The 12,900-nt window shown below is 37.1% G+C and carries 13 protein-coding genes; 3 read left to right on the top strand and 10 right to left on the bottom strand.

Annotated features, from left to right (window positions below; all coding sequences use genetic code 11):
• Positions 1-43 precede the first annotated feature (43 nt).
• Positions 44-184, bottom strand: coding sequence for a hypothetical protein (locus tag RGU12_RS00155; protein ID WP_309534249.1), 141 nt, complete (start codon positions 182-184; stop codon positions 44-46).
• 93 nt (positions 185-277) lie between these two features.
• On the bottom strand, positions 278-583 hold the full coding sequence (locus RGU12_RS00150) for a DUF5634 family protein (RefSeq protein ID WP_309534248.1): 306 nt from the start codon (positions 581-583) through the stop codon (positions 278-280).
• 242 nt (positions 584-825) lie between these two features.
• Here RGU12_RS00150 and RGU12_RS00145 point away from each other — a divergent pair, with 242 nt between their 5' ends.
• Positions 826-1,545: a class I SAM-dependent methyltransferase gene (locus RGU12_RS00145; protein ID WP_309534247.1), complete on the top strand. Its 720-nt coding sequence runs from the start codon at positions 826-828 to the stop codon at positions 1,543-1,545.
• Positions 1,546-1,995: 450 nt separating this feature from the next.
• On the opposite strand, the gene RGU12_RS00140 is transcribed toward RGU12_RS00145, so the two are convergent.
• The 3 genes from RGU12_RS00140 to RGU12_RS00130 form a co-directional block, all read right to left on the bottom strand.
• Positions 1,996-2,967, bottom strand: coding sequence for an NAD(P)H-dependent flavin oxidoreductase (locus RGU12_RS00140; protein ID WP_309534246.1), 972 nt, complete (start codon positions 2,965-2,967; stop codon positions 1,996-1,998).
• A gap of 261 nt (positions 2,968-3,228) precedes the next feature.
• Positions 3,229-3,972 carry an SDR family NAD(P)-dependent oxidoreductase gene (locus tag RGU12_RS00135; RefSeq protein ID WP_309534245.1) on the bottom strand — a complete coding sequence of 248 codons (744 nt, stop codon included), beginning with the start codon at positions 3,970-3,972 and terminating at the stop codon, positions 3,229-3,231.
• Positions 3,973-4,160: 188 nt separating this feature from the next.
• A complete protein-coding gene (locus RGU12_RS00130) occupies positions 4,161-6,275 on the bottom strand; it encodes a glycoside hydrolase family 3 protein (protein WP_309534244.1) in 2,115 nt (704 codons plus the stop codon).
• 379 nt (positions 6,276-6,654) lie between these two features.
• Here RGU12_RS00130 and RGU12_RS00125 point away from each other — a divergent pair, with 379 nt between their 5' ends.
• Positions 6,655-7,563: an AraC family transcriptional regulator gene (locus RGU12_RS00125; RefSeq protein ID WP_309534243.1), complete on the top strand. Its 909-nt coding sequence runs from the start codon at positions 6,655-6,657 to the stop codon at positions 7,561-7,563.
• Between the two features lie 83 nt (positions 7,564-7,646).
• Here RGU12_RS00125 and RGU12_RS00120 read toward each other — a convergent pair whose 3' ends face one another.
• The 3 genes from RGU12_RS00120 to RGU12_RS00110 form a co-directional block, all read right to left on the bottom strand.
• Positions 7,647-8,054: a hypothetical protein gene (locus tag RGU12_RS00120; protein WP_309534242.1), complete on the bottom strand. Its 408-nt coding sequence runs from the start codon at positions 8,052-8,054 to the stop codon at positions 7,647-7,649.
• Positions 8,055-8,143: 89 nt separating this feature from the next.
• The gene (locus tag RGU12_RS00115) at positions 8,144-9,463 is read right to left on the bottom strand and encodes a short-chain fatty acid transporter (protein ID WP_309534241.1); all 1,320 of its coding nucleotides are present in this window, start codon (positions 9,461-9,463) and stop codon (positions 8,144-8,146) included.
• Positions 9,464-9,679: 216 nt separating this feature from the next.
• A complete protein-coding gene (locus RGU12_RS00110; protein WP_309534240.1) occupies positions 9,680-10,507 on the bottom strand; it encodes a TrmB family transcriptional regulator in 828 nt (275 codons plus the stop codon).
• 139 nt (positions 10,508-10,646) lie between these two features.
• On the opposite strand from RGU12_RS00110, the gene RGU12_RS00105 reads away from it, so the two are divergent.
• Positions 10,647-11,276 (top strand): homoserine/threonine efflux transporter, encoded by a 630-nt coding sequence (locus RGU12_RS00105; protein WP_309534239.1) that lies wholly within the window; start codon positions 10,647-10,649, stop codon positions 11,274-11,276.
• 146 nt (positions 11,277-11,422) lie between these two features.
• On the opposite strand, the gene ehuA is transcribed toward RGU12_RS00105, so the two are convergent.
• Complete coding sequence (ehuA, locus tag RGU12_RS00100; RefSeq protein WP_309534238.1) at positions 11,423-12,193, bottom strand: ectoine/hydroxyectoine ABC transporter ATP-binding protein EhuA; 771 nt, start codon at positions 12,191-12,193, stop codon at positions 11,423-11,425.
• Positions 12,186-12,890, bottom strand: a complete 705-nt coding sequence (ehuD, locus tag RGU12_RS00095; RefSeq protein WP_309534237.1) for an ectoine/hydroxyectoine ABC transporter permease subunit EhuD — start codon at positions 12,888-12,890, stop codon at positions 12,186-12,188. Before ehuD ends, ehuA begins: the two co-directional genes overlap by 8 nt.
• Between the last annotated feature and the right edge of the window lie 10 nt (positions 12,891-12,900).

Here is a 12,900-nt window from a genome sequence, read left to right as displayed (position 1 = left end):
TTTCCCATTAAGAATCAGTTCTCGTCTTGCCGATGTTTAATGGCTATTTCTTTTGTTCCAGTTTGTATTCTTCTTCATTTTCTTTCCGAACAGATTCTAACCCATATCCTGTTAAACTTATTTCTAATGTTTCATTTTCTTTTCTTTTTAAATTGGTATCATCATCATATTGACCCTTTTCCATAGTAACCTCCTAAAATTCAAAACAGCTTCTTTTTTTGGTTAATCTGGTTTGTCTTTTTTTCTATGCCTTTCACAAATGTAATCTAAATAATTTTTAGTATATTTCGCGGAATACATGATCTAGATCTTCAAATTCTTTTAGATCTTTTTCCTGGGGATTGTCTGATTCTACTGTCCACTTACTATCAATTGGGGCTAACCCGCCATCATTATTTTTTTGAAAAGGCAGATGAATATGATGAGTTTTTCCATCTTTTCGAGTTGTATATCCAAGATAGTAACGATCATCTTGTCCTTCTTCTTCAAAAATTCCGATATTTTCAATTCCATACTTTTGTATATATGGTTGAAACGATTGCTGTAGTTCATTCATAATTTGTTCACGAGATAGATAATCCACTAAAATTCTCCCTTCCAAATGGTTCTTTTCCTTAATATGCCATACTTTCGTTCATTTAAACCGTGTTTCTTCATAAGCATTTCGTTTAAGCATTAATGGTAAATATACAATGGCAAATGGATTCTTTTTGGTACGGTACTCTTTAACTTTGAAAGGAATAGTTTTCTTTGATAATCATCTGTCCTTGGGAGGAACCATCATATTTTTATAATCATATTATACAAATACGTTAAACGGAGAAGGTGGTTATCATTGGGACTTCAATATATTTAGATTTTTTGTCCAAATTTGGTGTTAGTGGTGCACATCCTGGTGGTATTGAACTAACAAAGAAAATACTCGAGAATGAAATGATTAACAAATCTTCTCGCATATTAGATGTAGGTTGTGGTACCGGCGAAACATCTGCTTATTTAGCTGCCCGTTATGGCGCAAAAGTAACAGGTTTGGATATTAACCCTATCATGATAAAAAAGGCCAAAATTAGAATGGCGAAATACCAATTACCAGTAGAAATTATTCATGGCTCAATAGAAAAGTGTCCATTAGAAGACAGCAATTATGACTTTATTATTTCCGAATCGGTTCTTTCTTTTGTAAACAAGCCAAGAGCACTTAAGGAAATAATTCGTTTACTAAAACATGGCGGTCGGTTTATTGCAAATGAACTTACCGTTAATAGGAGGCTTTGGACAAATTTTGAAGAGGAAATTAAACAATTTTATGGGTTAGATTCTCTCCTCATGGAAAAAGATTGGATTACCTTATTTGAAATGACCGGTTTTAAAGATATAAAAACTTTAATGGGAACACAATCTATTCTTCAAAACCATTCAATGCCTAAATTCCAGTATTCAAAGTCAATTGAACCTGAACTTTATCATGTTCTACATCAGCATTATAATATAATGCTAAAATATCAAGGTACTTTGGGCTATAGGGTATTTTTATGTACTAAATAGTTGATACTCACATCTAAAAAATAGAAAAGGCCTGTATGGACATATCAACTACAAGCCTTTTTGTATCCTTTTTTAAATAAAGAATGGGAAAAATGGTCCGAATCTACTTATCCCAAAGAAAGGGAACCTAAATAACCCAAATGGTCCAAAGAATGGGAAAAGTCTGTTGTCACTATGTTCAGGACCGGTTCCTAGTCCCAGTTGGAACTCCCCTCTTGTCTTTGTTATAGAAAGGAGTTCAGAAAAGGGGGCATCTGTAAATGTGAAAGATTTATGACGGGATGGTAGTACGGAAAATACATTCAAAGGAACGACAAAAAAGCAGTCCCGATTCACCAACAGGACTACTTTAGAATTTTTCACCCCTAGGAAGTAAGAGTTTCCATATGCTAAAAATACCTTGACCGCTCTTATCATAAACTACCATTACTCTTTTTTAGGATAAGGTCCTTAGATACAGGCTTTGTATTCAGTCATAATATTGTGGATGATAGTTCTGACAGGAAGGATTTCATTGATTTCATACACTCTTACTCCTGCAAATACAAGACCATTCTCACAATCCCCTTTCATTGATGTAATCATAGAATCCATTGTACAAAAGCGATAAGAGCAATCTTTCAGACAATCAATACACTTCTTGATTTTTACTTTTTTATCATCAGATATAAGTTCAGTAAAATGATTCTTTATTGCACGACCTTCTAATCCCACCGTTGTTTTTACCATAACTGTATCTTCTTTCTTCGCTTGCACATATTTTTCTTTAAACGTTAATGGTGCATCACATTCGTTACTAGCAACAAATCTTGTTCCCATTTGTACCCCGGAAGCCCCTACTTGAATAGCACGAGCGAGGTCTTCTCCAGTCATAATTCCTCCAGCAGCAATTACGGGAATCTTAACGGCTTCCACCACTTCTGGCAAAATATCGAACAATGGTCTTTCGGTACCTAGGTGCCCACCGGCTTCATTGCCTTCTACAACAACAGCAGAAGCTCCCAAACGTTCAGATATTTTCGCAAGCCTTGCTGAAGACACAATTGAGATAACCGGTATTCCAGCTTCTCTGCCCCAACTATACATATCTCTTGATATGCCAGCACCTGAAATAATGAAATCAACTTTTTCCTCAATAGCTACTTTCATTTTTTCGGCAAAATCATTCATCGCAAAAAGAACATTCACTCCTATATATCCACTATCCTGAATGGATTCTTTCGCCTTTCTTATGTGATATCGCAATTCATCAAAACTAATTCCAGTGCCTGAAATAATACCAATCCCTCCAGCATTTGCAACAGCAGAAGCAAGTCCGCTTAAAGAAATACCTACTCCCATACCACCTTGCAAAATTGGAACCTTGGGCTCCATATGGCCTATTTTTAATTGTGGAAAGTTCAAAAGAATACCCCATTTCATTATTTTTATTATCGTTCAAGCTTATTGTAACGACCGGATATCAAATGAATAGTTACAAATATAATACCTAGTCCTAAAAGTAGATCATAATTTTGATGTTGTCACAAAAGATTCAAGAATCGATTCAATTATTGGGCCAGAGGGACAGTTCCATGTTGGTTTTGGTCATCCTTTCCTTCGATAATCCACACCATAGTGAACTAATCCCTTCCACAAAAAAAATCACAGGTCTCATTTACCTGTGATTTTTCTCTAAACAATTTATAGGTCAGAAATCATTCCACCATCTACGACAAATTGAGCTCCTGTTGAATAGCTTGAATCATCCGAAGCAAGGTAGATAACTAAATTAGATACTTCTTCCACTTCTGCTCTTCTTCTTAGAGGAATATCTTGCTCAAGTTGCTTTAGATATTCTTCCACATCTGGTTGATCAGCCATAGGTGTTTTGATAATTCCTGGATGCACAGAATTTACACGGATGTTATATTGTCCAAGTTCAGCAGCTGCACCTTTTGTCATACCAGTTACAGCATGTTTAGAAGCACTATAAGCAATAGCCGTTGGTGCACTTACCAAACCATCTACAGATGAAATATTAACAATGGAGCCTACACCAGCTTTTTTCATGGAAGGTACTACTTTTTGCATTCCTAAGAATACTCCAAGCTCATCTACTTTAAACGTTAATTCAAAGTCTTTTACAGTTAGTTCTTCTAATGTTTTGAAGATCCCAATCCCTGCGTTGTTTACTAAAACATTGATAGGTCCAAATGTTTCTTCTGTTTTTGCTACAACTTCTATCCAATTCTCTTCACTAGCAACATCTAATTTAAGAGCGATTGCGTTTTCTCCTAATTCATCTGCTAGTTTTTGGGCACCCTCCATGTTAAGGTCAGTAATTGCTACTTTTGCTCCTTCTTCCACAAATTTACGAGCATGCATAGCCCCCATACCCTGTGCTGCACCTGTAATGATTGCTACTTTACCGTCTAATTTACCCATTATGTATTCCTCCAGTTTTATAAGAAAATATTAACAACTCTTGTAAAAATCAACTTTTGTCCACCAGTCACAACTATTATCTGTCGATGGACTTTCCATTATTCTCGTACGTAGTGGTAACCCTAAATTTAAGCCAAAAAATCACAGGCTTTTCACCTGTGATTTTTATTTCCATTCTTTAAGGGAAATTAATACTTCAATCCATGGCCAAGTTTATAAACATTGCCATCACTGTCTTTATAGGCATAACTCATTCCTGCAGGCATGTATTTGTCTTTATCATAACCCGGCACGTCATTAGGGGACACACAATCTCCATTTTGGTAAACAGCAATTACTTCTTCACTTGCCGGTAAAGTTATTGGTAAGACACCAGTTGGCTGATGATTCCCTGCAATCACTTCAAGCTGTGCATTGTGGAATGTATCGTAACCCGCAATTAAAGCGTCTGCCATTGGTTCTACATTTCCTAAAATCCATGGAAGGATAATATTTACACTCATTACAACTTTACCACCGCGGTTATGAACGCTGTCCGCGATTTCTTTTAGATGGTCTAGTCCACTTAATGTGGTCTCTTGATACAATGACCCATCTATTGCGGAATTTACTTTATCCTCACATATTTCAAGCTCGAGTAAGCCTGGTGTGGCATTAAAGTAAGAACCAGATTTTGGATGTAGGAATAGAATCGTTGCATCGGCTTCTTCATAGTTATCAGTTAGCGTAAACAGTCCGAGTTCTTTCGCTTCAATTCTTGCCTTTTCCGTATAAGAAGCTGCTCTTTCTTGTTCCTTATGGAATACTTCAATATAGACCTTTTTTCCATCCAGCTTGTCCGCTGTGAGTGGAAGGGTTTCGTTTGAATTTTTCAGTACTGTCACTGATTTTTTGTGCGCTTCGTATGCTGCTTCCCAATGCGATTTTGTGCTGACAATCTCAGTTGCCTTTTCCGGATCATTGTACGTACGCTCATCAAATAGACCTAAAGCGAACATTTCAGTTAAGAGTCGTACATTGGACTCATCAATCCGTTTTTCGCTGATCCAGCCTTTACTAATAGCTAATTTTAGATTTTCAATATCATTCGTATCGGCAACTAAATCAGTGCCCGCATTGATTGCTTTAGCAAAGCGTTCTGCTTCACTACTATTTTCCATTCCCCAGCTCATGTTATTTACGATTCCACTATCACTATTTACATAGCCCTTGAAACCAAGCTTTCCACGAAGAATATGGTTGATGAAATAATGATTAAATGTAAATCCAACCTCTTCAAATGGAATCTCTTCTCCTTCAAACTCCTGAACCACACTTTTCTTAATACTTGGAATCGAGTAGTACGGCATAATGGAAGATGTTCCATGTTCAGCTGCTGCTCTAAATGGTGGTAGATGGTATTTTTCTAAGCTACCTGGAGTTGGGTATAGGTTCCATTTTCCTTCTTCATAGTGAGGGTCAAAGCCATTTTCTCTTGCTCCCCCACCTGGGAAATGTTTCGTTGTCATTGCAATGCTATCTTTTCCTAAGGTTTCTCCTTGGAATTCGTCAATGATACGACCAATTACGTCAGCAATAAACTCTGGGTCTTCACCGAATGTTCCATACGTACGCTGCCATCTCGGGTCTGTTACCACATCTGCCATATACATATACCCTTTTCTTAAACCAGTCGCATTCCATTCTTTACGGGCAATGCTTGCGAACTCACTAATAAGAGAGGCATCGCCGCCATTTTGGATATCCCCTTTTGCCGCTGCTGCCAATCCTAAAGTTCCTGGCCATGTGGAGAAAATACCTATGGCATCATTCATACCGAAGACAGCTTCGCCATTTTCATTTCTGGAGTTCGATGCAATGATAACGGGAATCCCTAAGCGTGTTCCTTCAGCTACTTCATTCATCGCGTTAACCCATTCCGCCATTTCACCAGGAGTAAAGTTATCTCTTAGAATGAAATGTCGTAGGTGTCTGTTTGCTATCGTATGAGTGGTTCCATATACTTTGCTAGTAGCAAAAATCGTTTCGCCTTTTTCGATAATACTTTCATCTAAGACGCCTTCATGGCTTGTCTTGCTCTTATCTTCTTGGGCAAGTCCCATTTTCCTTGAATTAATTAGCATCATTCCAATTTTTTCATCGATGTTCATCAAGGAAACCAGATTTTTCGCACGTTCTTCTGGGCTTAAGCGCCAATCTTCATAAGGATCAAGCTTCCCATTATTATTTAAATCTTTAAATTTCAAACCATCCTGTTCAATCAGCTTTTTCGTTCTAACTTGTAAATCAGGTTGTTTTTGCATGTTAGTTCCTCCTAAAGGATTATTATTTCAATTTCTTTAGTGTTTAAACCATTGATATTGCTAGAAATCTACAAACTAGATGTAAAGTAAATCTACTATATATGCAAAAGACAAGGCTTTCATTTTCATACCTTGCCTCAAGATAGAGTTTTCATAACCTCTGAGTCTTTATTTCACTAAGATTATAATGATATAATATCAATGAATTTTATGAAATAAATTGTTATTTTTGCTTGAAACATTGTATATCTTGCTGTTCAAAGAACGCAAAATCCTTACTAAGAAACATCGAATAGCCATTGCGACTCCGTGCTGAGTGGTGCTAGACGCAAAAAACGAGAAGTTTATACTTTTTTACCTTTCTTAAAAGGAGCATTTTATGAAAGAATCTACATTTATGCCCGTATTGAATGAGAATTTTGAGGTTTATTATTGGAGCAAACACTATCAATCACATGAATGGGGCAGAAAGCCTGACAAAACTTCAGAGAATTATTCTGAAATCGAGCCATTATTCCGCTTGCATAGTCACGACGCGATGGAGGTTCTCGTGTTTTTAGGAGGGGAATGTGAATTTTTTTGTGAAGGACAAATATATTCCCTAACCAGAGGGGATGTTGTCATCATTCCCCCTTATGCAGTACATAAGACAGAAGTAAGCGATTTTGACAACTATGAGAGAATTGTAACGACCATTAGTGAATCCTTATTGGCTGAATTTTTATCGATTTCTCCCTCGATGAGTGATAGCATTATTTATCATAAAACTCTTGGTTCTTATGTTGTTCATCTCCACACGGAAAATTTAAAGGAAATTCTCTCGCTCTTCCAAGAAATAAGTAATGGTATTAAAAGCAAGCGTGACCCTTATTCCTTTGCCTTACATTACCTATTATTTCGTGCAATTGAAATGATCTTACATCCAGCCAGTAGTAAGCCAACAAGTAGTCTAAGCAGTGATGCCGACCAACGTTTGCATTCTATTATCGAATACATTGAAAAACATTTGACCGATCCACAAATGAATTTAGACAACATATCCAGTCATTTTCATTTAAACAAATATTATTTTTCTCATTATTTCAAGAACCACATGAAAGTCCCCTTTTATCGATATGTATTATTAAAACGACTTGCAACCGCGGTTGCCTTAATTAAACAAAATGAGTTCTCTATCGAGGAAATTGCCACCAAATGTGGGTTTCAAGATTATTCAAGTTTTTATCGGCTCTTTAAAAAGGAATATAATCTATCTCCCAAAAACTTGCAAAAGGAATTTAGGGTGTAGTCCTGCAGTTCCAATTAGAATTAGCCCTTTTTCTCATCCTATTTTTATTGAAATAGTAAAGGAAAAGGGCTTTTGGCGAATCTTCATTCTATTAAAGCCTTGTATTCATCGACATCATCGAATTCTGTACCAAAATATATTGGGGTGACATCGATATTTTTCAATTTGATTGGTTTACCCTCATTAATCTTTTTTACGATCAAATCAAAAGAGTTATCCTTATTTAATTTTATTTCAAATTCTTGGATGTCACTGTAAATTTTGTACACATCATTTTCCAATTCTTTATATGTTCCTTTATCGACTTCCCTGTTATCAATGTATTCGACAAAACTTTGCTCCTCTGGTTGAAATGACATCTGAACAAAATACCCCTCCACATGTTCACTTTGATAAGCTCCTTTTAAAGGTGGGGTTTTGTTTGACGTACATCCAGTTAAAAGTAAAACAAATGTAATTGTTAAAAATAACTTACCAACTACTTTTGTCATAAAAAGTTCCCTCCATAATTTTCAGGTGTTTTGAAGTTAAGATTTTTTTCAGAAAGAAAGGCAAACGGCTTACCCGCTTGCCCCTACCTTTAAAACAGCAAAAGACCAATCGTAATCGGAATAAAGCTATAAAGCAGGATCATGACACAGAACCCCATAATATCGCGAATATGCAACCCTGCAATGGCTAAGGCAGGTAAGGCCCAGAATGGTTGAATCATATTGGTCCAGGCATCTCCCCATGCAACACCAACAGCCGTTTTCGCTAGATCCGCATTAATTGCCGATGCTGCTTCGATCATAATTGGACCTTGCACGGCCCATTGCCCCCCACCGGATGGTACAAACACGTTGATCAACCCGCCGCTGAGAAACGAAAAGAATGGAAGCGTGTGCGCATTAGCAAATGAGACAAACCATAAAGCCATTTCTTGAGAAAGTCCTGATAATGTAACCATCCCCATAATCCCAGCATAGAACGGGAATTGAATGATAATTCCCCCAGCATTTTTGACTCCATTCGTGACTGTGTCCAAAAACTGTTTCGGTGTTTTATGCAACAGGATTCCTAAGAATAAGAAAATAAAGTTTACGATATTAATATTTAAATCGAAGCCTTTTGTTACAAAATGATAGACGATAAAACCCAGTCCCATGATCCCGATTAACATCGAAACGATCACACTGTTTTCAATTTTTTCCGCTGGTGTGGATGGGGTTTTCACTTCTTTTGGAACCGTTTCTTCTGGGATCATCCAACCGGAGCGATCTTGGTATAGTGTATTACCACTTTTCATCAAAAACCTATTAAATATTGGCAGTGTTAGTACAAGAACTGCCACAATAAATAGATTAGATGGACTAAAAAGAGTTTCACTTACCGGAATGACTCCCATTTTTTCTTCTAAAAAATGACCAGAAGTTGCGACTGTCAATGGAATGGAAGCTGAAAACCCACCATGCCAAACTAAAAATCCACTATATGCCCCTGCTACTAAAATACGAAAATCTGCAGATGGTACTTGCCTGGCCACATGAATCGCAAACAGCGCTCCAACAACTAGTCCAAATCCATAGTTAATTAAACAAGCGATTGCCGCCACAAACGTTACTAGCATGACTGCCTGTGCAGGCGTTTTAGCCAATTTACTCAATCGGGCTAAGAAATTCTTAATGACTGGTGCGTTGGCTAATACATATCCTGTAACGACGACCAAAGACATTTGCATAGTAAAAGCAAGTAAATCCCAAAATCCTGTCCCCCAATGCGAAACCATCTGAACGGGTCCACTTTCCGTAAACAAGATCCCCAGTACAAACACTAAGAAAGTAAGAATGATCGCAAAGATAAAGGCATCTGGTAGAAAACGCTGAACGAGTCGGACAAAAAATCTAGTTACAACTCCCATTTTCACACTCCCCTTGTTTATATGTCAATTGATTATATTCTAACTATTTTAAAAATATACAAGATAATAGTTGTTGTTAGGAGTTGGTAATATGAAAGCTATATTTAGACACCACAATCTATGATTTTCATTTATAACCTTACTAAAATTAAAAACACCCACAAACATTGAATAATCAACATTCGTGAGTGTTATAGGTTTCTAAAAATGCAAACTCTATTTCATATAATGCTTTTTAAAATCTGGATGAATGGAAAATTTGCGACGTAAATTAATGAGGTTTTTCCCAAAGCTTTCCTCTAAAACGTCTCTATGTTCCTCCATCATTTCCATGATATATAGATCATGAATCATGACTTCTGTAATTGGCATCACTAAACCTACATGCCTTGACCAAGCTGCACGGCTATCTTTGTCCAGCGATACAATACCTGCTACTACTTCAGAATCATCTCCACTCATAACAAGCCATCGTCCACCATACTCTTCCGTAATTTTATCCCCCATATAATGGAGGTAGACATTCGCGAAATCGGAGATAATTTCGCCATATGCAATAATTGTTACGTTGACTCCTCGTTTTGCCGCTTGTCTTAGTTCAGACTCTAGTTCTACAAATTCCTCTTTCCAAACCTCCAAAAGAATTCGTTTGTTGGCTGATCCTATACAATCTTTCACCTTATCAAGTATTTCATTTCGTCCCATGATATTCCATATATTTTCACGGTCATTTGTAGAACGTTCAAATTCCGCTAATGATTGGTCTGCTCTTTCAAAATTCTCTTCTGCTTTGATTCGGCGGTTTTTTATTAGCTCCTTTGCAGGAACAGGAATATACTGTGCTGTATTTCCAGGACTAATCAGGATATCCCCTCTTAAAGTGAGACTATCCAAAACTTCATAGATTTTTGAACGTGGAACACCAGAGTTTTTTGCTACTGCATAGCCAGTTAAGGGTGAGTCTTCCAATAAGGTAAGATATGCTTTCGCTTCATATTCAGTAAAATTTAGGTTTTTTAACGTTTCTAAAATGTTTTCTTTCATAAACCCTCCAACACAACCTTAGTCGCTACCATTGTAACTAATATACTAACAAATTCTGTTGATTATTTCCAAGTCCATCTGATATACTTTTTAAGTAGTTACCTACGTAGTCACTATTGTAATTGGAAGGAGAAACTAGATGGATAGTTTACTAACATACATATCAATTGCTGCAATGATGGTTGTTATTCCCGGTGCAGATACAATGCTCTTAGTAAAGAATACACTCAGCTATGGATCAAAAGCTGGACGTTATACCGTTCTCGGAATGGCAACAGGACTTTCTTTTTGGACGCTTATTGCTATTCTTGGATTATCAGTTGTCATTGCAAAGTCTGTCATTCTTTTCAGTACAATCAAATATTTAGGAGCTGCATACTTAATTTATTTGGGCATAAAAAGTTTTTTCACTAAAAGTGTGTTTTCTTTAAAAGAAATTCAAGAACAAGCAAATGCTCCAAGCAATTCTAAACTCCTGCATAATAAAGAGTCCTTTATGCAAGCTTTACTTAGTAATGTTCTTAATCCAAAGACTGTTTTGGTTTATATCACAATCATGCCTCAATTTATTGATTTGAGCGGAAATGTAAACCAGCAATTGTTTTTGTTAGCATTCATCCTTACCTTTCTCGCTGTATTATGGTTTCTTACCCTTGTTTATGTAATTGATTTCGCAAAAAAATGGTTAAATAACTCCAAATTCCAAAAAGTTTTCCAAAAATCAACTGGCATCATCTTAATAGGTTTTGGCGTTAAAACTGGAATATAAACCTTATACACTTTCACCGTTCAGATCACAGAACGGTTTTTTCGTTTATCCTTTAAATTCTTGTAGTCCAAAAGAGAAGGTGAGACCTTACGATGTCTCACCTTTTCCACAAATGATTTAATTGGTATTTGGTTTTCCCCAGATTTTCAAGACCGAAAACGACTAAGAAACTGCTGCAGTCGTTCGCTTTCCGTATTTTCTAATACCTCTTCAGGTGTGCCTTGTTCAGCAATAACACCATTCTCCAAGAAGATGACCCGATCAGCGACATCTCGTGCAAAGTCCATTTCATGTGTCACAAGGACCATCGCCATTTCCCCTTCTTTGGCAATTTCACGGATGACCTCTAAAACTTCACCAACAAGCTCTGGATCAAGGGCAGAGGTTACCTCATCAAACAGCATTACTTTCGGACGCATCACGAGAGCACGTGCCATCGCTACCCGTTGCTTTTGACCACCGGAAAGCTGATTGGGATAGTTATCTAATTTATCACCCAGCCCAACCTTTTCTAGTATTTCAATTGCATTTTCCCTGGCCTCTTCCTTGGAATGACCTTTCACATGAATTGGACCTGTCATACAGTTTTCTAGAATGGTCATATGTGGGAACAAATTAAAGTGTTGGAAAACCATCCCGATATCCCCTCTTATTTGCCTCAAATGCTTTTCATTGGCTCTTACTAATTCCCCTTTTTTCTCCATCTGCCAAAGATTTTGACCATCCACCTCGATGACCCCTGAAGTAGGTTCCTCCAATGTCATTAATAAACGAATAATCGTCGTTTTCCCAGACCCACTTGGTCCGATCAACGCAATCTTTTCAGCAGGTGCGATATCTAAGTTAATCCCTTTTAAGACATCCACTTCACCGAAAGACTTTGTCACATTTTTATAGGTTACAATTGGCTCAGCCATCGATTGCCACTCCCTTCTTTATACTTTTCGTTCCCGTTGGATCTTTCTTATCAAAACGTCGATTCAGTTTATTTTCTAACTTTTTAATTAAAACGGCTGATGGATAACTTAATAGGAGGAAGAAAAGAGCCACTAATGTATATGGTTCTAAATAAGCCCAATTTCTCGCACCAAATTTATCAGCCATGAGGAGCATACCTGCAACACCAACTGTTGACGTCAAAGGTACTTCCTTGAACATGATGATCAAATAATTCCCAAGCATTGGGATCGTCGGAGGAATCGCTTGGGGAAGGATTATTTTTGTCCATCTATCTTTAATAGACATGTTCAATGCAATAGAGGCTTCCCATTGTCCTTTATCTACTGATTCAATTCCTGAACGATATATTTCAGATATATATGTGCTAAAGTGAACACCAAGCCCCAGTACAGCAACCGTGAATGGACTTAAGCTCACTCCAATATATGGAACCATTGGCAACCCAAAAAACAAGAAAAATAATTGGACGAGTGGTGGTGTCGATCGAATAAACTCAAGAACAAATGAAACCAACCACTGAAAAGGTTTAAATGGAATCCGTTTTACTATTACCCAAACAAAACCAAATACCATCGCAAAAAGATAGCAAGCAATGGTCACCCCGAGGGTCACCCACATCCCTTTGAAAATCATCGGAAGTGATCCAAAAAACATATTCCAATCC

Origin of the sequence: Ferdinandcohnia sp. QZ13 (assembly GCF_031324165.1) — a bacterium.
Taxonomy (GTDB): Bacteria; Bacillota; Bacilli; order Bacillales; family Bacillaceae_L; genus Ferdinandcohnia.
The sequence above is the reverse complement of the archived record's forward strand: the minus strand, read 5'-3'. Positions and strand labels throughout refer to the sequence as shown.